The 23,739-nt window shown below is 59.5% G+C and carries 21 protein-coding genes and 2 pseudogenes; 17 read left to right on the top strand and 6 right to left on the bottom strand.

The features are described from left to right. Positions 1-5 precede the first annotated feature (5 nt). Genes rimM through rplS form a run of 3 tightly spaced genes read left to right on the top strand, consistent with a single transcriptional unit; the run spans position 6 to position 1,693 of the window. Positions 6-542 (top strand): ribosome maturation factor RimM, encoded by a 537-nt coding sequence (gene rimM, locus M0746_RS20460; RefSeq protein ID WP_090281919.1) that lies wholly within the window; start codon positions 6-8, stop codon positions 540-542. Between the two features lie 2 nt (positions 543-544). After that, positions 545-1,297 (top strand): tRNA (guanosine(37)-N1)-methyltransferase TrmD, encoded by a 753-nt coding sequence (trmD, locus tag M0746_RS20455; protein WP_090281920.1) that lies wholly within the window; start codon positions 545-547, stop codon positions 1,295-1,297. 45 nt (positions 1,298-1,342) lie between these two features. Continuing rightward, positions 1,343-1,693: a 50S ribosomal protein L19 gene (gene rplS / locus M0746_RS20450; protein WP_003175895.1), complete on the top strand. Its 351-nt coding sequence runs from the start codon at positions 1,343-1,345 to the stop codon at positions 1,691-1,693. A 112-nt stretch (positions 1,694-1,805) separates the two neighbouring features. Here rplS and M0746_RS20445 read toward each other — a convergent pair whose 3' ends face one another. After that, the gene (locus M0746_RS20445; RefSeq protein ID WP_258450405.1) at positions 1,806-3,614 is read right to left on the bottom strand and encodes a cation:proton antiporter; all 1,809 of its coding nucleotides are present in this window, start codon (positions 3,612-3,614) and stop codon (positions 1,806-1,808) included. A 108-nt stretch (positions 3,615-3,722) separates the two neighbouring features. Here M0746_RS20445 and xerD point away from each other — a divergent pair, with 108 nt between their 5' ends. The 7 genes from xerD to M0746_RS20410 all read left to right on the top strand — a co-directional run bounded on the left by xerD (position 3,723) and on the right by M0746_RS20410 (position 11,028). Continuing rightward, positions 3,723-4,619: a site-specific tyrosine recombinase XerD gene (gene xerD / locus M0746_RS20440; protein ID WP_258450404.1), complete on the top strand. Its 897-nt coding sequence runs from the start codon at positions 3,723-3,725 to the stop codon at positions 4,617-4,619. Positions 4,620-4,878: 259 nt separating this feature from the next. Continuing rightward, positions 4,879-5,610, top strand: a complete 732-nt coding sequence (gene dsbC, locus M0746_RS20435; RefSeq protein WP_208938606.1) for a bifunctional protein-disulfide isomerase/oxidoreductase DsbC — start codon at positions 4,879-4,881, stop codon at positions 5,608-5,610. Between the two features lie 131 nt (positions 5,611-5,741). Next, positions 5,742-7,046 (top strand): homoserine dehydrogenase, encoded by a 1,305-nt coding sequence (locus tag M0746_RS20430; protein ID WP_208938605.1) that lies wholly within the window; start codon positions 5,742-5,744, stop codon positions 7,044-7,046. 107 nt (positions 7,047-7,153) lie between these two features. Next, on the top strand, positions 7,154-8,563 hold the full coding sequence (gene thrC / locus M0746_RS20425) for a threonine synthase (protein ID WP_090281925.1): 1,410 nt from the start codon (positions 7,154-7,156) through the stop codon (positions 8,561-8,563). Between the two features lie 120 nt (positions 8,564-8,683). Continuing rightward, positions 8,684-10,057 carry a transporter substrate-binding domain-containing protein gene (locus tag M0746_RS20420; RefSeq protein ID WP_258450403.1) on the top strand — a complete coding sequence of 458 codons (1,374 nt, stop codon included), beginning with the start codon at positions 8,684-8,686 and terminating at the stop codon, positions 10,055-10,057. 116 nt (positions 10,058-10,173) lie between these two features. Beyond that, a complete protein-coding gene (locus M0746_RS20415; RefSeq protein ID WP_258450402.1) occupies positions 10,174-10,581 on the top strand; it encodes a response regulator in 408 nt (135 codons plus the stop codon). Positions 10,582-10,746: 165 nt separating this feature from the next. Continuing rightward, on the top strand, positions 10,747-11,028 hold the full coding sequence (locus M0746_RS20410; RefSeq protein ID WP_203420876.1) for a DUF3509 domain-containing protein: 282 nt from the start codon (positions 10,747-10,749) through the stop codon (positions 11,026-11,028). Between the two features lie 176 nt (positions 11,029-11,204). On the opposite strand, the pseudogene M0746_RS20405 reads toward M0746_RS20410, so the two are convergent. Continuing rightward, positions 11,205-12,184: pseudogene (locus tag M0746_RS20405) on the bottom strand (TIGR02285 family protein). Further along, the gene (locus M0746_RS20400) at positions 12,111-13,310 is read right to left on the bottom strand and encodes a CaiB/BaiF CoA transferase family protein (RefSeq protein ID WP_258450401.1); all 1,200 of its coding nucleotides are present in this window, start codon (positions 13,308-13,310) and stop codon (positions 12,111-12,113) included. The pseudogene M0746_RS20405 and the gene M0746_RS20400 overlap by 74 nt, the downstream one beginning before the upstream one ends. A gap of 146 nt (positions 13,311-13,456) precedes the next feature. Between M0746_RS20400 and M0746_RS20395 the strand changes: the two genes are divergently transcribed. From M0746_RS20395 to M0746_RS20385, 3 genes are all read left to right on the top strand, one after another. Further along, positions 13,457-13,999, top strand: a complete 543-nt coding sequence (locus M0746_RS20395) for a YaeQ family protein (protein ID WP_093104404.1) — start codon at positions 13,457-13,459, stop codon at positions 13,997-13,999. Between the two features lie 55 nt (positions 14,000-14,054). Further along, positions 14,055-15,764, top strand: a complete 1,710-nt coding sequence (gene recJ, locus M0746_RS20390; protein ID WP_258450400.1) for a single-stranded-DNA-specific exonuclease RecJ — start codon at positions 14,055-14,057, stop codon at positions 15,762-15,764. Between the two features lie 266 nt (positions 15,765-16,030). After that, on the top strand, positions 16,031-17,137 hold the full coding sequence (locus tag M0746_RS20385; RefSeq protein WP_208938599.1) for an NADH:flavin oxidoreductase/NADH oxidase: 1,107 nt from the start codon (positions 16,031-16,033) through the stop codon (positions 17,135-17,137). Positions 17,138-17,336: 199 nt separating this feature from the next. On the opposite strand, the gene M0746_RS20380 is transcribed toward M0746_RS20385, so the two are convergent. Beyond that, positions 17,337-18,965, bottom strand: coding sequence for a glucan biosynthesis protein D (locus tag M0746_RS20380; RefSeq protein ID WP_258450399.1), 1,629 nt, complete (start codon positions 18,963-18,965; stop codon positions 17,337-17,339). Between the two features lie 404 nt (positions 18,966-19,369). Here M0746_RS20380 and M0746_RS20375 point away from each other — a divergent pair, with 404 nt between their 5' ends. The 3 genes from M0746_RS20375 (at position 19,370) to M0746_RS20365 (ending at position 20,512) form a co-directional block, all read left to right on the top strand. Beyond that, the gene (locus tag M0746_RS20375; RefSeq protein ID WP_090281934.1) at positions 19,370-19,555 is read left to right on the top strand and encodes a hypothetical protein; all 186 of its coding nucleotides are present in this window, start codon (positions 19,370-19,372) and stop codon (positions 19,553-19,555) included. A 160-nt stretch (positions 19,556-19,715) separates the two neighbouring features. Beyond that, positions 19,716-19,949, top strand: a complete 234-nt coding sequence (locus M0746_RS20370; RefSeq protein WP_258450398.1) for a phosphoribosyltransferase — start codon at positions 19,716-19,718, stop codon at positions 19,947-19,949. A 5-nt stretch (positions 19,950-19,954) separates the two neighbouring features. Beyond that, positions 19,955-20,512, top strand: coding sequence for a hypothetical protein (locus M0746_RS20365; RefSeq protein ID WP_208938596.1), 558 nt, complete (start codon positions 19,955-19,957; stop codon positions 20,510-20,512). A 173-nt stretch (positions 20,513-20,685) separates the two neighbouring features. Here the strand turns inward: M0746_RS20365 and M0746_RS20360 are convergent, their stop codons facing one another. Further along, positions 20,686-22,110 (bottom strand): gamma-aminobutyraldehyde dehydrogenase, encoded by a 1,425-nt coding sequence (locus M0746_RS20360; protein ID WP_258450397.1) that lies wholly within the window; start codon positions 22,108-22,110, stop codon positions 20,686-20,688. Between the two features lie 357 nt (positions 22,111-22,467). Between M0746_RS20360 and M0746_RS20355 the strand changes: the two genes are divergently transcribed. Then, positions 22,468-23,190 carry a tellurite resistance TerB family protein gene (locus M0746_RS20355; protein WP_258450396.1) on the top strand — a complete coding sequence of 241 codons (723 nt, stop codon included), beginning with the start codon at positions 22,468-22,470 and terminating at the stop codon, positions 23,188-23,190. A gap of 137 nt (positions 23,191-23,327) precedes the next feature. Here M0746_RS20355 and M0746_RS29555 read toward each other — a convergent pair. Continuing rightward, positions 23,328-23,573 (bottom strand): annotated as a pseudogene (locus tag M0746_RS29555) (hypothetical protein); the annotation flags it as partial. Positions 23,574-23,739 lie beyond the last annotated feature (166 nt).

Raw genomic sequence — 23,739 nt, 5'->3', positions numbered from 1 at the left:
GCAATATGAACGCGACGCCTGCTGTTGCCGATGATTTGATCGTTATTGGCAAAATTTATTCTGTTCATGGCGTTCGCGGCGAAGTGAAGGTGTATTCCTTTACTGATCCGACTGAAAACCTGTTGCAGTACAAAACCTGGACGCTCAAGCGCGAAGGCAATGTCAAACAGGTCGAGCTGGTCAGTGGACGCGGGAGCGACAAGTTCCTGGTCGCCAAGCTCAAGGGTCTTGATGATCGTGAAGAAGCTCGTCTTCTGGCCGGTTACGAGATCTGCGTGCCGCGCAACCTGTTCGCTGAATTGACCGAAGGCGAGTACTACTGGTACCAGCTGGAAGGTCTGAAGGTCATCGACACCCTTGGGCAATTGCTCGGGAAAATCGATCATCTTCTGGAAACCGGCGCCAATGATGTAATGGTCGTCAAGCCTTGCGCTGGCAGCCTGGATGATCGCGAACGCCTGTTGCCTTATACCGGGCAATGTGTGTTGGCAGTCGACCTGGCCGCGGGCGAGATGAAGGTGGATTGGGACGCGGACTTCTGAACGTGGCTAACTTGCGCGTTGAAGTGATCAGTTTGTTTCCCGAGATGTTTTCCGCCATTGGCGATTACGGCATCACCAGTCGTGCGGTCAAACAGGGGCTCTTGCAGCTGACCTGTTGGAATCCGCGAGATTACACGACGGATCGGCATCACACTGTGGACGATCGCCCGTTTGGCGGTGGTCCGGGCATGGTGATGAAGATCAAGCCCCTGGAAGATGCTCTGGTTCAGGCCAAGGCAGCAGCCGGGGAGGCGGCGAAGGTGATTTACCTGTCCCCCCAAGGCCGTCAGCTGACTCAGTCGGCGGTACGCGAGCTGGCACAATCGGATGCATTGATCCTGATTGCCGGCCGCTATGAAGGCATTGACGAGCGCTTTATTGAGGCTCATGTCGATGAAGAGTGGTCGATTGGCGACTATGTACTGTCTGGCGGCGAGCTGCCGGCCATGGTCCTGATTGACGCGGTTACACGACTGCTGCCTGGAGCTTTAGGGCATGCGGATTCCGCTGAGGAAGATTCCTTTACGGATGGTCTGCTGGATTGCCCGCACTACACCCGACCGGAGGTGTATGCGGATCAGCGTGTTCCCGACGTGTTGCTAAGTGGCAATCACGCGCATATCCGGCGTTGGCGTTTACAGCAGTCCCTTGGTAGGACCTATGAACGACGCGCCGATCTTCTGGAAAGCCGCTCGCTTTCTGGAGAAGAGAAGAAGCTGCTCGAGGAATACATCCGCGAGCGGGACGATAGTTAACAACGTATCGATGGTAGATCGAACGATTTACCTTAGGAGCACAGCATGACCAACAAAATCATCCTTGCACTCGAAGCAGAGCAGATGACCAAAGAAATCCCTACCTTTGCCCCGGGCGACACCATTGTCGTTCAGGTGAAAGTGAAGGAAGGCGATCGTTCCCGTCTGCAAGCGTTCGAAGGCGTTGTCATCGCCAAGCGTAACCGCGGCGTGAACAGTGCGTTCACCGTTCGTAAAATCTCCAACGGTGTTGGCGTAGAACGTACTTTCCAGACCTACTCGCCGCAAATCGACAGCATGGCTGTCAAGCGTCGCGGTGACGTACGTAAAGCCAAGCTGTACTACCTGCGCGACCTGTCGGGTAAAGCAGCTCGCATCAAGGAAAAACTGGCTTAAGCCCAGCTTCCGATGCAGAAAAAAGCAGCCTTCGGGCTGCTTTTTTGTTGCCTGCGTTTTGTGCCTTGAAGGTTTTGCAGTCTTGAGCAGAACCGAGTCGCGAATCGATCTGTCAGGCGCTGGAAGCTTCCGGTTGTATCAACGCCAGCAACGTCCACCCCGCACCCGGCTTCAATGTCGTTTCCGGCGTCACTACATGCACCCAGCCGCTGTCATCGCGCATAAACAGCAAGGTGGCACGATGGCCATGCAGGGCGCGGTAATCCTCCCAGCCAAAGCCATCCGTCAACGTTGTGCTGTACAACTCGGCGCCCTGGCCCATTTGCCCGGCCAGTTTCGAATAGGTCAGCGCTTCACTGCCCAATTGGTTGCCGCGATGTTCCAGGCTAGCCCGATGTTTGTCGCTGCGCCGGCTCTCGTGCCCACTGGCCAGACCAAACAGGCGTTGATGCCCGAAGTCATGACGAAAGCGCATCGCCGCCAATGTATTGAGTTCACCCGACGGTGACAGCGCCAGCAAATGCCCCAGGCCGACGAGGTCGAGATGCGCGTCAGCATGCTGAGAGGCCGGGTTACCGAAGTAGGTCGGCAAGCCTTCCATACGCGCCGCACGAATGTTTTCCCAACTCGAGTCGGTCAGCAGCACGCGACTGCCCAGCTGTTGCAGTGATTTGCCCAATTCACGCGCCGGGCCGTTGGCGCCGACGATCAGGAAGCCACTAGGCGCCGGCTCCGCGACTTTCAGCAGGCGCGCCAGCGGGCGCGCTGTCGCACTTTGCAGGACCACCGTGCCGATGATTACCGCAAACGTCAGCGGCACTAGCAGCAGGGCGCCTTCGTGCCCGGCTGCATCCAGGCGAATGGCGAAAATCGCCGACACCGCGGCCGCGACAATTCCGCGTGGGGCAATCCAGCACAACAGTGCTCGTTCACGCCAGCTCAGGCTGGAGCCCGCCGTACTGAGCAGCACGTTCAGCGGGCGGGCGACCAACTGGATCACCAGCAGCAGAATCAACACCAGCGGCCCCAGCCCGATCAGCGCATTCAGGTCAAGCCGCGCCGCCAACAGGATGAACAATCCGGAAATCAGCAACACGCTGAGGTTTTCCTTGAAGTGCAGGATATGCCGCACATCCACGCCTTTCATGTTCGCCAGCCACATGCCCATCAGCGTGACCGCCAGCAAACCCGACTCATGCATCACCGCGTTGGCGGCAATAAAGATCCCGAGCACCGCTGCCAGTGAGGCAAGGTTATGCAGATACTCGGGCAGCCATTGTCGGCGGATCACCGTGCCGAGCACCCAGCCGCCGACAATGCCGAACGCTGCACCGCAGACAATCACCCCGGCGAAGGTGAACAGACTCTGCTTGAGGCCATGACCTTCGGCGCTGGCGATAATGAAGCTGTACACCACCACGGCGAGCAGGGCGCCGATCGGGTCGATGACGATGCCTTCCCAGCGCAGAATATTGGCGATCGAAGCTTTCGGCCGGACCACTCGCAGCATCGGTACGATCACCGTCGGGCCGGTGACCAGCGTCAGGCTGCCGAACAGGATCGCCAGCATCCAGTCGAAACCGAGCAGGAAATGCGTGGCGACTGCAATGACGATCCAGGTCGAAATCGCCCCGACCGTGACCAGTCGGTGGACCACACTGCCGATCTCTTTCCATTCCGACAGGTGCAGGGTCAGGCTGCCCTCGAACAGAATCAGCGCGACCGCCAGCGACACCAGCGGCATCAGCAGCGGGCCGAACATTTCCTGCGGATCGAGCCAGCCGAGCACTGGGCCGACGAGGATGCCGGTCAACAGTAGAAACAGAATGGCCGGCAACTTCAGGCGCCAGGCCAACCACTGGCAACCGAGCGCAGCGGCGCCGATCCCGCCAAAAGCCAAGAGAATTTGCTGCTCGTTCATTGATGCTCCCTGTTCCTTGATCTGGCTGGCTATGAAAGACTAGCGGCCATTCCCGTCGTTCACTGTCTATTTGCACGCAGTGTAGAAAACCGCCTGCCCTGAGCACCCATGCCTGCCATCGACCATCCGCTGATTGACCAATTCCTTGACGCTTTATGGCTGGAAAAAGGCCTGTCCGACAACACCCGCGGCGCCTACCGCAGCGATCTGGCACTGTTCAATGGCTGGCTGCAGGAGAAAAACCTCGAGCTGATCAACGCCGGCCGCGAGCTGATCCTTGATCATTTGGCCTGGCGCCTCGAGCAGAATTACAAGCCGCGCTCCACCGCCAGATTTCTCTCCGGGGTGCGTGGCTTTTATCGCTATCTGCTGCGGGAAAAGCTGATCAGTGTCGACCCGACTTTACGCATCGACATGCCGCAACTGGGCCGGCCACTGCCCAAGTCGCTGTCCGAGGCCGACGTTGAAGCGCTGCTCAAGGCGCCGGACCTGAGCGAAGCCATCGGCCAGCGTGATCGCGCCATGCTCGAAGTCCTGTATGCCTGCGGCTTGCGCGTGACCGAACTGGTCAGTCTGACGCTGGAGCAGGTCAACCTGCGCCAGGGTGTGCTGCGAGTGATGGGCAAAGGCAGCAAGGAGCGCCTGGTGCCGATGGGCGAGGAGGCGATCGTCTGGGTTGAACGCTACATGCGCGACGGGCGTGGCGAACTGCTCGGTGGGCGACCCAGCGATGTGCTGTTTCCCAGCCAGCGTGGCGAACAGATGACCCGTCAGACCTTCTGGCACCGGATCAAACATCAGGCCAAAGTCGCCGGGATCAATAAATCGCTGTCACCGCACACCCTGCGTCACGCGTTCGCCACGCATTTGCTCAACCACGGCGCAGATTTGCGCGTGGTGCAGATGTTGCTCGGGCACAGCGACTTGTCCACAACGCAAATCTACACCCATGTCGCGCGCGCCCGTTTGCAGGATCTGCACGCCAAACACCACCCGCGCGGCTGAACACACAACCCCCTTGTAGGAGCGAGCCTGCTCGCGATAGCGTTCTGTCTGCAAACACAGTGCTGAATGAAAGACCGCTATCGCGAGCAGGCGAAGGCCTACAGGTTCTTTAGTGCTCTCAAAATCTATGGCGACCGGCGCATTCGGCCACCGTGACCTTATGTGTTAGGCTTTGCCGGTTTGCACGATGGGCGGTTATGACCCGGTGTTCCGGCACGGGCGTTCTGATCGTTCCATTTGTCCGCCTTCAGGAGTTCTCATGCGTCTGACCCAGATTTTCGCCGCCGCAGCCCTTGCGTTGGTCAGCACCTTTGCCGCCGCCGATGACGCGGCCGATAAAGCCATTCGTCAAAGCCTGGAAAAGCTCGAACTCGAGGTTCCGGTCGAAAGCATCAGCGCCAGCCCGCTGCCGGGCATGTACGAAGTCAAGCTCCAGGGCAGCCGCGTGCTGTACGCCAGTGCCGATGGCCAGTACATCGTTCAGGGCAACCTGTACCAACTGGCGAACGGCAAACCGGTCAACCTGACCGAGAAGACCGAACGCCTGGGCATCTCCAAACTGATCAACGCCATTCCGGTGGCCGAAACCGTGGTCTACCCGGCGGTCGGCGAAACCAAATCGCACATCACCGTGTTCACCGACACCACCTGCCCGTATTGCCACAAACTGCACGCCGAAGTGCCAGAGCTGAACAAGCGTGGCATCGAAGTGCGTTACGTGGCGTTCCCGCGTCAGGGCCTGAATTCGCCGGGTGACGAACAGCTGCAAGCGGTGTGGTGCTCGAAAGACAAGAAAGCCGCCATGGACAAAATGGTCGATGGCAAGGAAATCAAGGCCGCCAAGTGCGATAACCCGGTTTCCAGACAGTTCGCCCTCGGCCAGTCGATCGGCGTGAACGGCACACCGGCCATCGTTTTGGCCGACGGCCAGGTCATTCCGGGCTACCAGCCTGCGCCACAAGTCGCCAAACTGGCGCTCGGCGCGAAGTAATTCGTATCGTCACGGTCCGCCGCTGACGATCATGGTCCGGCAGCCACATCGCCGGGCCATCAATAGAGAGCCGCGAGCACGCGGTTGTTTTCCGGCCGACCCTGCGTCGGCCGTTTCATGGGGAGTTCACAGTGAATCCGGTCAAAGTAGGCATCTGTGGGTTAGGGACCGTCGGTGGCGGTACCTTCAACGTACTTCAGCGCAACGCCGAGGAAATTGCTCGTCGTGCCGGGCGTGGGATCGAAGTGGCACAAATTGCCATGCGCACGCCAAAGCCTCAGTTCCAGACGACCGGTATTGCGATTACCAACGATGTCTTCGAAGTGGCCACGAACCCTGAGATCGACATCGTCATAGAGCTGATGGGCGGCTACACCGTTGCCCGCGAGCTGGTACTCAAGGCCATCGAGAATGGCAAGCATGTGGTCACCGCGAACAAGGCGCTGATAGCCGTTCACGGTAATGAGATTTTCGCCAAGGCACGCGAGAAAGGCGTGATCGTGGCATTCGAAGCAGCGGTAGCCGGTGGCATTCCGGTGATCAAGGCGATTCGTGAAGGCCTGTCGGCCAACCGTATCAACTGGGTCGCGGGGATCATCAACGGCACCGGTAACTTCATCCTCACCGAAATGCGCGAGAAGGGCCGTACCTTCGAAGACGTGCTGGCCGAAGCACAGGCGCTGGGTTATGCCGAAGCCGATCCGACCTTCGACGTCGAAGGCATCGATGCGGCGCACAAGCTGACCATCCTGGCCTCGATCGCGTTCGGTATCCCGCTGCAGTTCGACAAGGCGTACACCGAAGGCATCACCAGACTGACCACCGCTGACGTGAATTACGCCGAAGCGCTGGGCTACCGCATCAAGCACCTGGGCGTGGCGCGCAGCACCGCTGCGGGTATCGAGTTGCGCGTGCACCCGACGCTGATCCCGGCCGATCGCCTGATCGCCAACGTCAACGGCGTGATGAATGCGGTGATGGTCAACGGTGACGCGGCCGGTTCGACGCTGTTCTACGGCGCCGGCGCCGGCATGGAGCCGACCGCTTCGTCGGTGATCGCCGACCTGGTCGACGTGGTCCGCGCGATGACCTCCGACCCGGAAAACCGCGTACCGCACCTGGCCTTCCAGCCGGACTCGCTGTCGGCGCATCCGATCCTGCCGATCGAAGCTTGCGAAAGCGCCTACTACCTGCGCATCCAGGCCAAGGACCATCCGGGCGTTCTCGCTCAGGTGGCGAGCATCCTGTCGGAGCGCGGCATCAATATCGAATCGATCATGCAGAAAGAAGTCGAAGAGCATGACGGCCTGGTGCCGATGATCCTGCTGACCCACCGCGTGGTCGAGCAGCGCATCAACGATGCGATCGCCGCGCTGGAAGCTCTTGCAGGCGTTGACGGCCCGGTCGTACGAATCCGCGTCGAACATTTGAACTAAAAAAGCAGCTGCGAGCTTCGAGCTGCAAGCGGCAAGAAAAAGCAGTCCGGCTTTTACTTGAAGCTTGTAGCTCGTAGCTTGCAGCTCAAACCAAAGGTTTGCCCCTTATGCGATATATCAGTACTCGCGGCCAGGCACCGGCCCTGAATTTCGAAGAGGTCCTGCTGGCTGGTCTTGCCACGGACGGCGGTTTGTACGTCCCGGAAAACCTGCCACGTTTCACCCAGGAAGAAATCGCTTCCTGGGCCGGCCTGCCGTATCACGAACTGGCCTTCCGGGTGATGCGTCCGTTCGTGACCGGCAGCATTCCCGACGCCGATTTCAAAAAGATTCTTGAAGAAACCTACGCCGTCTTCGCCCACAGCGCAGTGGCGCCGTTGCGTCAGCTCAATGGCAACGAATGGGTGATGGAGCTGTTCCACGGCCCGACTCTGGCGTTCAAGGATTTCGCCCTGCAACTGCTTGGCCGTCTGCTCGACTACGTGCTGGAAAAGCGCGGCGAGCGCGTGGTGATCGTCGGTGCCACTTCCGGTGATACCGGTTCGGCGGCCATCGAAGGCTGCAAGCACTGCGAAAACGTCGACATCTTCATCCTGCACCCGCACAACCGTGTGTCCGAAGTGCAGCGCCGGCAGATGACCACGATCGTGGGCGAGAACATCCATAACATCGCCATCGAAGGCAACTTCGATGACTGCCAGGAAATGGTCAAGAATAGCTTCGCCGACCAGAGCTTCCTCAAGGGAACGCGCCTGGTGGCGGTGAACTCGATCAACTGGGCGCGGATCATGGCCCAGATCGTCTACTACTTCCACGCCTCGCTGCAGTTGGGCGGGCCGGCGCGTTCGGTGTCGTTCTCGGTGCCGACCGGCAACTTCGGCGACATTTTCGCCGGTTACCTGGCGCGCAACATGGGCCTGCCGATCAACCAGTTGATCGTCGCCACCAACCGCAACGACATCCTGCACCGCTTCATGAGCGGCAACCAGTACGTGAAAGAAACCCTGCACGCTACGCTGTCGCCGTCGATGGACATCATGGTCTCGTCGAACTTCGAACGCTTGCTGTTCGACCTGCACGGTCGCAACGGTGCAGCGATCGCCGGGTTGATGGACTCGTTCAAACAGGGTGGGGGTTTCAGCGTCGAACAGGAACGCTGGACCGAAGCGCGCAAACTGTTCGATTCGCTGGCGGTGGACGATGCGCAAACCTGCGAGACCATCGCCGAAGTTTACGCACAGACCGGTGAAGTGCTGGACCCGCATACCGCGATCGGCGTCAAGGCCGCGCGCGAGTGCCGTCGCAGCCTGGACATCCCGATGGTGATCCTCGGCACTGCGCATCCGGTGAAATTCCCGGATGCAGTGGAGAAAGCCGGTGTAGGAAAAGCGCTCGAACTGCCTGCACATCTTTCTGATTTGTTTGAGCGAAACGAGCGCTGCACTGTTTTGCCGAACGAGCTGAAAGCCGTGCAGGCCTTTGTCAGCCAGCATGGCAACCGCGGCAAGCCGCTGTAAGCCGGCAAAAGCTGTCACATTTTGAAGCCCGTCTCCTGACGGGCTTTTTTGTTTTCGCTGCCACACTGCTCGGGTTTTCACCCACGCAGGACGGGTGAGTCGATCACGAAGGAAGTGGCAATGCTGTTTTATAGAGGTTTGAAGCCGGCGCTGGGCGGGCTGGTTCTGTTCGGGTTACTGGGCTTGCTGCGTTGCAGTGTGGCGGCGCAACTGACGCTGCACGACGATGCGGTGGCGTACGATGTGCAGCCTGTCGAACTGGCCGCCCACGAGCGCGAGTGGATTCGCGACAACCCGACGGTGACCGTGGCGTCGGTGCAATACCCGCTGTACCTGTTTCAGGACGAACATGGCCAATGGAGCGGCTTGAACAACGATGTGCTCAAACGCGTGACGGCGATGACCGGCTTGCAGTTCGTGCATCAGGAGTCATTCTCCACCGACCACATGCTTGAGCGTCTGCAGAGCGGCGCGGCGGACATCAGTACGACGCTGGCGATGAGCGAGGAGCGCAAGGCGTTTCTCGATTACAGCCACGCCTTCGGTGGGGCGGGTTGGGTGTTCGTCGGGCGAGCCGACGCGCCCCGTCTGGAGTCTTTCGAGCAACTGGCCGGACGCAGACTGGTGCTGCCGGCCCGGCACGCTCTGGAAGACATGATCAGGCGCGACTTTCCAACAGTCGAAATCCATTCGGTCAAGACCTATGCCGAGGCGCGGGCACTGGTCGAAAGTGGCGAAGCCTACGCCACCATCGAAAACGAAATTGGCGCGCAGCTGTATCCCCTGGGATTGCTCAAGGTCGGTGGTCTGGTTGAGGGCAAGTGGGAAGCCGACAACCTCGCGGTGCGCAAAGGCATGCCGGAGCTTCTGGGAATTCTCAACAAGGCCCTGGAGGCTTTTCCGCCCGCCGAGTTGCGCGCGATCCGCCTGAAGTGGCTGGAGGGAATAGCCCCGGCGCCCGTGCCGACCCTCGGGCAGCAACTGCTCGAATGGGCATGCTGGGCCATGGGCGGGCTCGGCGTGTTCGGCTTGCTGTCGCTGGTGTGGAATCGGCGTTTGACCACGGTCATCAAGCTGCGGCGGGCAGCGGAGAAGGATCTGGGCGACCAATTGGCGTTTCAGCACGCGCTGATCGATGCCATGCCGGACCCGGTATTCGTCCGCGATCTGCACGGGCGTCTGATCACCTGCAACCGCAGCTACGAGGAAGCGTTGTCGGTACGTCTGGATCAGGTCATGGGGCGCTTGTTGATCGAACTCGACACACTGCCCGAAGCCACAGCGCTGATGCTGCACCAAGAGTTCATGCTGCAGTTGCGCACGCGCAAGTCGCGCTTCAGCAAACGCCACTTGCAGTTCAAGAACGGCCCGCGTGAGGTCTATCAATGGACCGTGCCGTTCTACAGCGCCGACGGCAAATTGCGTGGCTTGCTGGGCGGCTGGACGGATATCACTCAGCGCCGGGCCGAGAGCGGGTGTCGATGTCCACAATGAAGATGGGAAATGTCCTATACGACGCGGCTACTTTTCCGATGGGAGGCTTAGGACGGCTGGCCTAGAGTGACAACCACTGCGGTGAGAGTCCGCGATTGTCGCTCCAGAGGTCGCTTATGCGCTCGCTTAAAGTACTGATACTTGAACCCAATCCGTTTCAACTGATGGCGTTGCACCAGATGCTCAATGCCGTCGGCATCTACGATGTACTCACCGCACCGTCGCTGACAGCGGCCATGTCGTCGCTGGAGTACCGCGGTGTGGTCGACATCGCCATCTGCGATCCGCAGTTGAAGGGCGGCGATGGTCTGGCGCTGATGCAGCATCTGACGGCTCGCCAGCAAGCGCGTGCGGTGATTCTGCTCGGTACGGTCGCACCGAGTCTGCTCAACGATCTTGAGCCGCTGCTGGACCAACACCGTGTGCGCTTGTTGGGCCGCCTGCAGACGCCGGTGTCGGCGGTGCTGATGCGCGGTTTGCTCGACAGTTACCTGAACGCCGCTTCGTCGCCACTGGGTGTGTAAAGCGTCAGGAAGTCTTTCTGTCATCTTCAGCGTGCATGCTCTTTAAGGCCGGTGACGCTGCGACAGGGAGGCAATCGATACGCAGAACTTTCTTCTCGGGCCGGTGGTCATTTATATGTACACGCCCCAGGCGCACAGTTTTCGGACTATTGAGTGGAGATCGAGATGGAAAGTATCAGTCTATTGCTCGGTGAGGCTCTGAGCCCGTATCAGGTTTCGTTGACCCCCAGCGGCCGGCATGGTCAATGCCTGGTGACGTTAAAGAACAGTCACGGCGCGATCGTGGTGGAGCGCGAATTCAACCAGGCGCAACTGACCGACAAGCGTCTGCTGACCGACGTTGTCGATGGTCTGCACCGTGACGTGCTGATCGCCGAAGGCCGGCTCGAACCCTGCGTGATTGCAGCCTTGCGCAACGCCGCGCTGGACAAGCGGGCAGCGCTGTAAAGATGAAATATTTTTTGTGGGAACCTTCCTGCGTTCCTGTCAGTCAGACCCCATAACAGCAGGATCAAGCATTGTGCTCCGGTGCTTGTCGCTTGCTGCTACGGGTCTTTATGTAGGCCACGTTTAACCCCGAGTCGTCTCCCCACTTCTCGGGGTTTCTTTTTGCCTGCGATTTCTCATTGCGCGGCCTGGCGGTCGAAAAACGTGCGGGCCTGTTGCAGGTAGTCGGCTCGGCGCTCCGGGTCGAGCCATTCGGCGTACAACCGATTGAGCGGTTCGTGGGGCACCGTGCGCAGTAGATGGTTGATCTCTTCGATGGCCTGGCGTCCCTCGGCAGTGTTGGAGCACGCCACATGACCGGAGAGATATTTTTGCGTGCCGCGAATCGGGTAGAACGCCAGTTCATTTTCGGCAATCTGCGCCTGAGTGGCCTGATAACGAATCTCCGGCCAGTAACCCAGTACCACCTGCAAGCGGCCCAGACGCTGCATCGACAGCAGGTTGCTCAGCGCGTCGTTGCCGTAGTGTGGCGTCAGGGCACCGCGCGGCGCTTGCTGCAGAAGGTTGTCGATGAATTCGCCATAACTGCGTTCGGCGACGATGCCGACCTTGCGCTCAGGCGCTGCCAGCAAAGCCGCCAGGTCAACTTCTCCTTCCACCAGATAAGGTGCCAGCACCGCGCGATCTTGTTGGCGCACCACCAGGCCATTGCTCACGGCGCGGATCGCCGGAATCGAATACACAATCCACTGCGCGCGCTCCTTGCTCCACAGCAGCGCGGGATCGCAAGCGAACGAATGTTCCTGCAGCATCTGCAGTCCGCGGGCGCGATTGACCCGCAGCAGTGTGTGCTCGTATTGCGGCATGCCGGCGATCAGCAGTGGCATCAAATGATCGATGACGCCCTGACCTTTTTCGGTCCCTCGAAAATGGTCATGGGCGGCAGGTCGCGCAGCAACCAGATCAGCGTCGGTTTGGCCTGCGCGGCGCTCGACAGCGAGAGCAGGCACAGCAAGCACAACAGCCGCCACGTCCAACCGGAATGCGTGCGGTTGGCAGGGGAGGGCAGCAGGCGCTTCAGCTTAAATGGCTCCGTCTTCGCGTAACCTGGCGATCTGCTCTGCGTCGTAGCCAAGGTCGTGGAGTACCTGCGCATTGTGCTCACCCAGTTGCGGCCCGACCCATTCGGAACTGCCGGGTGTCTCGGACAGTTTCGGCACGATGCCGGGCATCTTGAAATCCTTGCCGTCGGGCAGCTTCGCATGCAGGAACATTTCACGCGCCAGGTACTGCGGATCGCTGAACATGTCCTCGGCGCTGAAGATCCGGCTGGCTGGCACTTCGGCCTGATTGAGCAGGTCGAGCACGGTTTGCAGCGGCAGTGAATTGACCCAGCGATCGATCACGCCGTACAACTCGTCGCGGCGGCTGTCGCGTCCGTCGTTGCTGGCCAGTGCCGGGTCGTTGGCCAAGTCTTCGCGACCGATGATCAACATGAAACGTTTGAAGATCGCGTCGCCATTGGCGCCAATCTGCACATGCTTGCCGTCGGCGCTGGTGTGAATGGAGGAGGGCGTGATGCCGGGCATGATGTTGCCGCTGCGCTCGCGGATGAACCCGAACACATCGAACTCCGGCACCATGCTTTCCATCATCGCGAAAATCGCTTCATACAGCGCGACATCGACGACCTGTCCGAGGCCGCCGTTGACTTCGCGGTGACGCAGCGCCATCAGCGCGCCGATCACGCCCCACAGCGCGGCAATCGAGTCGCCGATGGAAATCCCGGTGCGCACCGGTGGCCGGTCTTCGAAACCGGTGATGTAACGCAAACCGCCCATGGACTCGCCAACCGCGCCGAAGCCCGGTTGATCTTTCATCGGCCCGGTCTGGCCGAAACCGGACAGGCGTACCATCACCAGTTTCGGGTTCAGCGCGTGCAGGGTTTCCCAGCTCAGGCCGAGCTTTTCCAGCACGCCGGGGCGGAAGTTTTCGATGAGAATGTCGACTTCGCTGAGCAGTTGTTTGAGGATCGCCAAACCGTCAGGATGCTTGAGATTCAGCGTCAGTGATTTTTTGTTGCGCGCCTGGACGAACCACCACAGCGAAGTGCCTTCATACAGCTTTCGCCATTTGCGCAGCGGGTCGCCACCGTCCGGCGATTCGATCTTGATCACTTCAGCGCCGAACTCGCCGCAAATACGCGAGGCAAACGGCCCGGCAATCAATGTTCCCAATTCAATGACTTTCAGACCCGAGAGCGGTTTGCTGGTGAACGGCATGCGAGATCCTGTAGGGCAAGGCTGAGCGGATACAGCGTTTTAACATAGCCGGCTGTCAGACGCCGCAGCTTGATCGCCATCAATTCGATGATTGCCTACGGCATCGGTTAGACTTGCCGACTTTCCTCGTATCAAGAAGCCCGTTCATGGCCCAGCCGTCCACTACCTACAAATTCGAACTGAACCTCACCGACCTCGACCGCAGCGTCTACGAGAGCGTCAAGCAGACCATCGCCCGTCACCCTTCGGAAACCGAAGAACGCATGACCGTGCGCCTGCTGGCCTACGCCCTCTGGTACAACGAGCAGTTGTCGTTTGGCCGAGGTCTGTCGGACGTGGATGAACCGGCCTTGTGGGAAAAGAGCCTGGACGACCGCGTTCTGCACTGGATCGAGGTCGGTCAGCCGGATGTCGATCGCTTGACCTGGTGCTCGCGCCGCACCGAGCGTACCAGTCTGTTGGCCTATGGCAGCCTGCGCGTTTGGGAAACCAAGGTGATCCCGGCGATCAAGAACCTGAAGAACGTCAACATCGCCGCTGTCCCGCAAGAAGTGCTGGAAACCCTGGCCAAGGACATGCCCCGCGTCATCAAGTGGGACGTGATGATCAGTGAAGGCACGGTCTTCGTCACCGACGATCGCGGTCAGCACGAAGTCCAGTTGCAATGGCTGCAAGGTGAGCGCGGCTGATCCTGCGCCAGCACCGGAATAATCCCACGTAACCAAGAGAAGTCTCCGTCACTCCATGCGTATCGAACCTCGTCAACTGCCCGCCACGCTGCCCTTTCTGGGTGATCTGCCACCGCTGCTGACGCGCCTGTATGCGGCGCGTGGCGTGCAGTCCGAGGCCGAGCTGGACAAGAGCCTGGCGCGGTTGATCCCGTATCAGCAACTCAAGGGCATCGAGGCCGCCGTCGACCTGCTGGTGACCGCGCTGGAGCAACGTCAGCGCATCCTTATCGTCGGCGATTTCGATGCGGACGGCGCCACGGCCAGCACCGTTGGCGTGCTGGGTTTGCGCCTGCTGGGCGCGGCCCATGTTGATTACCTGGTGCCGAACCGTTTCGAATATGGCTACGGCCTGACCCCGGAAATCGTCGACGTCGCGCTGACCCGCGAGCCGCAATTGCTCATCACCGTCGACAACGGTATCTCCAGCGTCGAAGGCGTGGCTGCGGCGAAACGCGCCGGCCTGAAAGTGCTGATCACCGACCACCACTTGCCCGGCGATGAGTTGCCGCAGGCCGATGCGCTGGTCAACCCGAACCAGCCGGGCTGCGAATTTCCGAGCAAGGCGCTGGCCGGTGTCGGGGTGATTTTCTATGTTTTGATGGCGTTGCGCGCGCGCCTGCGCAGCCTCGGCTGGTACGAGAGCAAGGCGCAACCGAACATCGGCGAACTGCTCGATCTGGTGGCGCTGGGCAGCGTCGCCGACGTGGTGCCGCTGGACGCCAACAATCGCATTCTGGTGCACCAAGGGCTTGAGCGGATTCGCGCCGGCCGGGCGCGACCGGGGATCAAAGCGATCCTGGAAGTGGCCAAGCGTGACGCCGCGCGTATCACGTCTACGGATCTGGGCTTTATTGTCGGCCCGCGTCTCAACGCTGCCGGTCGTCTGGATGACATGAGCCTGGGCATTGAATGCCTGCTCACCAGCGATGCCAATCTGGCCCGGGAAATGGCTGCGCAACTGGACGGCATGAACCAGGACCGCAAATCCATCGAGCAGGGCATGCAGCGTGAAGCGCTGGCGCAGCTCAAGGACTTGCCGGTGGAGTCGATGCCGTTTGGCCTGTGCCTGTTCGATCCGGAGTGGCATCAGGGTGTGATCGGTATTCTCGCTTCGCGAATGAAAGAGCGTTATTTCCGTCCAACCATTGCCTTCGCCGATGCTGGCGATGGCCTGCTCAAGGGCTCCGGACGCTCGGTGCAGGGCTTCCACATTCGCGATGCGCTGAGCGTGGTCGCCGCACAGCATCCGAACCTGATCGCCAAGTACGGTGGCCACGCGATGGCGGCCGGTCTGACCTTGGCGCAGGAAAATTTTCCGTTATTCGCCGAGGCCTTCGACGCCGAAGTGCGCAGGCAACTTCGCGAGGAAGACCTGACCGGGCGCATGCTCACCGATGGCACCCTGGCGGTCGAGGAATTCCACCTCGAACTGGCCCGCGCGTTGCGCCATGCCGGGCCTTGGGGCCAGCACTTTCCGGAGCCGGTGTTTCATGGCGTGTTTCAGTTGGTCGAACAGCGTGTGGTTGGCGAGCGGCATTTGAAGGTGGTGCTGAAAAGCGAATGTGGCTCGGTGAAGCTCGATGGCATCGCGTTTGGCATTGATCGGGATGTCTGGCCGAACCCAACGATTCAGTGGGTGGAACTGGTTTACAAACTCGACGTGAACGAGTTTCGTGGCAATGAGACTGTGCAATTGATGATTGCTCACATCGAACCGCGTTAAAGCCAATCGCGAGCAGGCTCACTCCTACAGGTCCGGTGTAGTCCATGGGGGAGCGAGCCTGCTGGCGAAAGCGTCCTTCACATACTGAATCACTCTGAACCCTCCTTCTTCCCGCGTTGTCGACTAGGCTCTAAGCACTGCTTGATTGGCCTTGTGACGTCTTGTCGATTTCTTGCCCGCGGGGGCGGGTGCTGCACCTTTTTCTGTCACTCGTCGACTTTTCAAACAGAACCCTGGAGCCTGCCCACTGATTCGAGAGGTGCCCCATGAGTCTGCTGCTTGAACCTTTTACCCTGCGCCAACTGACCCTGCCCAACCGCATCGCCGTCTCGCCGATGTGCCAGTACTCCAGCGTCGACGGCCTGGCCAACGACTGGCATCTGGTGCATCTGGGCAGTCGCGCGGTGGGCGGCGCCGGTCTGGTGTTTACCGAAGCCACGGCAGTCACCGCCGACGGGCGGATCACCGCCGAAGACCTTGGCCTGTGGAACGACGAACAGATCGAACCGCTGCAACGCATCACCCGCTTCATCACTTCCCAAGGCGCAGTCGCCGGCATTCAACTGGCCCACGCCGGACGCAAGGCCAGCACCCATCGGCCGTGGATTGGCAAGCATGGCAGCGTCAAACCCGAGGAGGGCGGCTGGACCCCGGTCGGGCCGTCGCCGATCGCTTTCGATCCGCAGCACACGCAACCCAAACAGCTCGATGAAGGGCAGATCGCCAATGTCATTCAGGCCTTCGTCGATGCCGCCAAACGCGCGTTGACGGCAGGTTTCAGTGTGGTCGAGGTGCATGCCGCGCACGGTTATCTGCTGCATCAGTTTCTCTCGCCGCTGAGTAATCAGCGCCAGGATCAATACGGCGGATCGTTCGAAAATCGTATCCGGCTGGTGCTGCAAGTCACCGAAGCAGTGCGGGCGGTGTGGCCGGAGGAACTGCCGGTGTTTGTTCGGGTGTCCGCCACCGACTGGGTGGAAGACGGCTGGAACCCGGATGAAACCGTGGAGCTGGCGCGGCGTCTGCACACGCTGGGCGCTGACCTGATCGATGTGTCCTCGGGCGGTACGGCGGCCAACGCGGAAATTCCGGTCGGGCCGGGTTATCAGACGCGCTTCGCCGAACGGGTGCGCAAAGAGTCAGGCATCGCCACCGGCACCGTGGGCATGATTACCGAGCCGGCGCAGGCCGAGCATATTTTGCGTACCTGTCAGGCCGATATCATTTTCCTTGCCCGGGAATTGCTGCGCGATCCGTACTGGCCGCTGCATGCCGATGATGATCTGGGCGGGCGCAAAGCGGTGTGGCCGGCGCAGTATCAGCGCGCGACCCATCGGGATCAGCCGATTCATGAGTCTGATTTGCGAGATTGAATCAGTCGAGATAAAGCAAAAAGCCCCGGTCAGTGATGGCCGGGGCTTTTTTTCGTCTGGTGTCTCTGTTGCCATGCTGGCGCCATCGCTGGCAAGCCAGCTCCCACAGGTTTGGTGGCGTACGCAAAATGTGTGCTCGACACCATTCACTGTGGGAGCTGGCTTGCCAGCGATGAGGCCGTGCAGGCGCCTTAAATTTTCAAGGATATTTGCGCTTGTCCGGCGCCGGCGGGAAGTACTGGTACAACCAGGTCTCGCTCAACGTACGGTCGTTGGTACGAATGAACAGGCGCAGTTCCACCGGCTCGACGCTGTCATTGGTCGGGTACCAGTCGAACAGGATCCGGTAACCCTTGATGTCATCCAGCACCAGTACGCTGAAGTCCTGCACCTTGCCGTTCGAGCAGGTCACCACCGGTTCAATCCCGGTGCCCTGCGGCAAGCGCTCCAGACCGCCACCGGTGAAGTCCACGGCAAAGCGTCGTGCCCACACCTTCGGGTAATGCTCGCCCGGTGCCCAGCCTTCGGTGAAACCGCCCATGCCGGAGCGGGTCGCGTGCACCCGTGCCAACGGCGTGCCCACGGGCGGCAAGGCGCTCCAGTAGAGCTTGTAGCCGTAATTCAGCGAATCGCCAGCGGCCACCGGTTTCTTCGGCGTCCAGAACGCCACGATATTGTCCAGCGTCTCGCCGGTCGTAGGGATTTCCAGCAAGTCGATCGAGCCTTCGCCCCACGGGGTAGTCGGTTCGACCCACAGGCTCGGACGCTTGCTGTACCAGTCGACCGTGTCCTGATAGTTGGCGAATTCGTGGTCGGTCTGCACCAGGCCGAAACCCTTCGGATCCTTGTCGGCAAAGGCGTTGAATTGCAGGGTGGCCGGGTTGTTCAGCGGGCGGCAGATCCACTCGCCGTTGCCGCGCCACATCGCCAGGCGATCCGAGTCGTGGATTTGCGGGTGAATGGTGTCGCACATGCGCCGCTCGTGTGTGCCGCAGCTGAACATGCTGGTCATCGGCGAAATGCCCAACTGTTCGATGGCGGTACGCGCATTGATGTGCGCGTCGATTTCCATCACCACGCGTTCGGCCTGGCAATCGATGTCGAAGCGATAGGCACCGGTGGCGCTCGGCGAGTCGAGCAGGGCGTAGACCACAAAACGCGTGGCATTCTTGTCCGGCGTCTCGAACCAGAATTTGGTGAAGTCGGGGAATTCTTCGCGTTTCTTGGCGTAGGTGTCGATCGCCAGGCCGCGCGCCGAGAGGCCATATTGGCCAGAAGCGTCGACGGCACGGAAATAACTCGCACCGAGAAACGACACCACGTCATGCCGATCCAGTTCCGGTGCCTTGAACAGTTTGAACCCGGCGAAACCCAGATCGCCTTTCAACTGCTGGGTGTCGACCGAAGTGTTCTCGTAATTGAACAGCGCCGGACGGAAATGCACCTCGCGCGCCATGCGTGTCTTGGGATCGACGCTGTACATACGCACCGGCTGACGGAAGCCCATGCCGACGTGGAAGAACTGCACGTCCAGCTGGCCCTTGTTTTCCTTCCACAACGAATGCTCGCCGTCGTAGCGGATCGCATTGAAATTCTGCGGCGTCATGGTCGCCAAGGTGGGCGGCAATACCTGTTTCGTATCCTGATAGGCGCTGCCGGCCAGTTGCTTGGCCTGACGCTTGAGCGCTTCGAAATCAAACGCCTGCGCTTCGCCATCGGCGGCGGTGCCATTGGCTGCCCAGGCACGCGTGGCCAGCAGGCCAGTGGCCGAAAGACCGGTGTAAGCCGCAATGGCCATGGACGCTTTGAGCAAATTCCTGCGATGCATATATACAACCTGTCGTGTGCAATCCCGTGCCGTTCCTGGCACGTAGCGGATCGGAAATTACGGTTCGGTCATGCCTTCGGCCAAACGCAACGGACTATAAACAGATGCCCGCTAGCTTAATCGGTTCGATTGTCGAGCAAAAAGCCTTGTTTGCGTGCCGTCAGCTGGCAATGAAACAAGACATGTCTGTAATTTTTCTGACAGGGTCCTCTGATTTAAAGGGCATAACTGCTTTTTTCGATTAATTACTCTAAAAACTGCTTTTCAGCGCCGATTTAATTCCTATTCTATGGGCAAGACCGGATACAAGCCTTCGTGTCGGCGGGGCACACGACACTGCTCAAAAGAGGCAGGGCGATGTGAGGTTCAGCAGTTTCTTGACTCATCAGAGAAGGACATCGTCCATGGCAAAAATACACGGCATCACCGAAATGTTAGGAATCTTTCCATGCTTGGGCATCGGGCGCAGAAGACGCCGGCTCAGTTCGGAAGAGTTGAAGCTGGTCGAGCGTTATCGAGAGCTTTCCGAGAATGACCGGATTGCGATGAGGTATCTGGTGGATGCGATGCGGAGTGTTTCGCGGTTTTAGCGCTGAGGCAGGAACCATGAAAGGCATTTGGCTTTCACGGTGGACAAATTAATAAACCTGACCTGTGGCGAGGGCGTTTGCTCCCTCGCCACAGGTTTTGGCAGCAACTGGATGATGCTGTAGGAAATGGGAGTTTTTCAGGAGGGTCGTATCTGTAGGAATGACTGTTACACAGGGAAGTCGCTCAAGGATTTGCATTCCAGATGCCGACAAGGTTGCCGCGATTGGAGACAGTTTCAGCGTCAATGATGAAATCACCACCGATGGGCGCTGGAATGTTTTGGTTGTAGACGATTTGTTTGGTAGCGGCGCTTCGATGGACGCGGCCTGCGCCGTTTTACGTAAATATCCAAAGGTCGGAAAGATTTACGTAGCGGCACTAACCTGGAAATGAACTCAATGACCACTGTATTTATTGCTGGCTCTATCAATATCAAGAACCTCGATCCAAAGGTTAAAGAGCGTATCAATAATATCGTTGCGTCTGATTTTGAGGTGGTGGTGGGTGATGCGGGTGGCGCTGATAGCTCCATTCAGGAATACCTGCTGAGTCTCGAAGCCTCCAGAACAACGGTGTTCTGCAGCGGTCCGGTCCCCAGGAATAACCTGGGGCAGTGGCCCGCCAGGACCGTGGCCTCAAAACATTCCAAGGGATCGAGAGCCTTTTTCACCGAAAAAGACTTGGTCATGGCCGAAGCGGCTGATTACGGGTTGATGATCTGGGATGCAAAAAGTACCGGTACGCTCAGCAACGTCATTGAACTGTTATCGCGAAAAAAGAAGTCGCTTGTATTCGTCAACAAGGAAAAACAATTCAAAGTGGTAGGAGACGTCAGCCAGCTCGAGGAGTTGATTGCAGTCATGTCCGATCACGCCAGGCAACAAGCCAACGAAAAAATCAGGCTGTGCGATCGTATTTCCTTGCTGAAACACGATCAGGCAGAGCTTTTGTTTTGATGATGCTTCTCGGGGTTTTATGGCCCCTGAACTTCTTCATGCGGGCCTCAAAAAGTGGTGCATCGAGCCGGTTACCGTTCTGAAGCCGCAGTGACACATTCGCGAGCAGGCTCGCTACCACAGGGAATAGGGATCAAATGTGGGAGCGTGCCTGCTCGCGAAGTTTCCGGGTCCTAGTGCTTGAACATCACATGCCGAACCGTGGTGTAGTCCTCCAGCCCATACATCGACATGTCCTTGCCGTACCCGGACAATTTCTGACCGCCGTGGGGCATTTCGCTGACGAGCATGAAGTGCGTGTTGACCCAGGTGCAGCCGTACTGCAGCCGCGCTGACAGGCGATGCGCGCGCCCTGCGTCGGCGGTCCAGATGGAGGAGGCGAGGCCGTAGTCGGAATCGTTGGCCCACTCAAGCGCTTGTGCTTCATCGGTAAATTTCGTCACCGAAACCACGGGCCCGAATACCTCACGGCGTACGATTTCATCATCCTGCTGCACATCAGCCAGCACGGTCGGCTCGAAGAAGAAACCATCGCCTTCGACACTCTTGCCGCCGGTAATCAGGCGAATGTGCGGCTGCGCCACGGCGCGCTCGACGAAAGCGGCGACGCGGTCGCGGTGTTGTGCAGTGATCAGCGGTCCCAACTCGGTGGAGGGATCATCCTGCATGCCGTATTTGATCGTGCTGACCGCCGCGCCGAGTTTTTCAACGAATTTGTCGTAAATCCCTTGTTGCGCGTAGATCCGGCACGCGGCAGTGCAGTCCTGCCCGGCGTTGTAGAAACCGAATGTACGAATGCCTTCCACCGCCGCATCGAGGTCGGCATCGTCGAAGATGATCACCGGTGCCTTGCCGCCCAGTTCCATGTGCATGCGCTTAACGCTGTCGGCGGTGCTGGAAATGATGTTCGACCCGGTGGCGATCGAACCGGTCAGCGACACCATGCGCACTTTCGGATGGCTGACCAGTGGACTGCCGACAGTAGCGCCCCGGCCGAATACCAGATTGAGTACACCGGCCGGGAAAATGTCCGACGCCAGTTCGGCCAGACGCAACGCCGTCAGCGGGGTTTGTTCCGACGGCTTGAGCACCACGGTATTACCGGCGGCCAGCGCCGGGGCGATTTTCCAGGCGACCATCATCAGCGGGTAATTCCACGGCGCGATGGAGGCGATCACTCCGACCGGATCGCGACGGATCATCGAAGTGTGACCGGGCAAATATTCGCCAGCGGCCGAACCGCTCATGCAACGGCTGGCGCCGGCGAAGAAACGGAACACATCGGCAATCGCCGGGATCTCGTCGTTGAGTGCGGCATTGTAGGGTTTGCCGCAATTGTCGGATTCGAGTTTCGCCAGTTCCTCGCCATGGGCTTCGATGGCGTCGGCGAGTTTGAGCAACAGCCGCGAGCGGTCTTTCGGCGCGGTTTGCGACCACTTGGCAAAAGCGTTGTCGGCGGCGCGCACGGCAGCATCGACCTGGGCTTCGCTGGCTTCATTGATTTCCACCAGTACTTCGCCCAGCGCCGGGTTGAGCACCGATTGCGCAGGGCCTTCGCCGTTGACCAGTTGTCCGTTGATCAAGAGTCGGGTTTGCATGGGTTTGTCCTCTATAGTTCTGCCGAAACCGGTTTGAAAACTGTGGGAGCGAGCCTGCTCGCGAAGGCGGTGTGTCAGGCGACATCACCGCCGGATGTGACGGCCTCTTCGCGAGCAAGCTCACTCCTGACGACGGTCTCGTCGACCGACAACCCGGTCACAAGAGCGTGGTCGATCGGGCGCATCTAGGCAACGGCGATGGAAATTTCGCGCTGGGCTGAAGTGTAGATCGGATTTTTCAAGGTCAGACGCGAGCGCGAGCAACATCTCGAAGCACACTCGCACCGCCGTTTCGGGCACTTTCGCACTAGGCTGAGGGCCTTACAGATCCGGTTAACCCCTGTTTGGAGGCGGAACATGAACACCCGTGGATTGCTCGATCAACTGCTCAAATCCGGCCAGGACCTGCTGCAGAACAAGGCTGGCGGCGCATCGAACAAATCGGCTGCCGGCGGGCTGGGTGGCCTGCTCGGCGGCTCGTCAGGCGCCAGCGGCCTCGGCGGCCTGCTCTCCGGCGCAGGCGGTGGCGCACTGGCGGCCGGCGCCATGGGCCTGCTGCTCGGCAACAAAAAAGTGCGCAAGGTCGGCGGCAAAGTCGCCATCTACGGCGGCCTCGCCGCACTCGGCGTGCTGGCCTACAAAGCTTATGGCAACTACAACGCACAAAAAGGCAGCGCCCCCCAAACCGAGCCGCAAACCCTCGACCGCCTGCCACCGGCGCAAGTCGAACAACACAGCCAGGCCATCCTCAAAGCCCTGGTCGCCGCCGCCAAAGCCGACGGCCACATCGACGAGCGCGAGCGCGAACTGATCGAAGGCGAATTCACCAAACTCGACAACGACCAGGAACTGCAACACTGGCTCCACGCCGAACTCAACAAACCCCTCGACCCCACCGACGTCGCCCGCGCCGCGAGCACGCCGGAAATGGCGGCAGAGATGTACATCGCCAGTGTGATGCTGGTGGATGAGGAGAGCTTTATGGAGAAGAGCTATCTGGATGAACTGGCGCGGCAGTTGAAGCTGGAGCCGGGGTTGAAGGTGGAGTTGGAGAGGCAGGTGCGGTTGGCGGGGGGGTGAAGTTCTGGGGGGAAATCGCAGCGTTGAGTTGCGATTTTCCTTTGTTGTTGAACGGGGCTTAAAACGGAGGTTGAAGTTTGTAATTCCGTTCTGGACCAGGTTCGATTGAAATTACGAGGGGACCAACTGGTTGGGATTTTGTTCGGGTCGTAGCGAGAGAGCGTCAGGCGGGAGCCGTTGAGGTCGATGCTGCTGAGTTGCCCGCCAGGTTGGTGGCGGTAATCGAGTTTGCTGCCATCGGGCAAGCGGCAGTGCTTGAGCGGGCCGACGCTATCGTATTCGTAGCGCAGAGTGCCCCAGCCTTGGTGTTCCTCGATGAATCGGTCTTGCAGGTCGTATCTATAGGCAAACGGCTAATCACTGCCGTCGACGTTGACTAGTCGACGCGAGCGCGTCGATGCTCTAAGTTTTTTTACTTTATCCAACGTGTTATCTAACGCTTTCTCAAGATCGCCCAAAGTTTTGGCCGTTTCGGTGTATATAGGTGATTCCCAGTTTTGGTTTGCGATTAATGAGATTCTGAAGGCACCGTGTTCACTGAATTCGGGA

It is taken from the genome of Pseudomonas sp. S11P7, from assembly GCF_023195435.1.
Classification (GTDB): domain Bacteria; phylum Pseudomonadota; class Gammaproteobacteria; order Pseudomonadales; family Pseudomonadaceae; genus Aquipseudomonas; species Aquipseudomonas fluorescens_G.
Note: the sequence above shows the minus strand (reverse complement) of the source record. Positions and strands in the feature narration are given on the sequence as shown.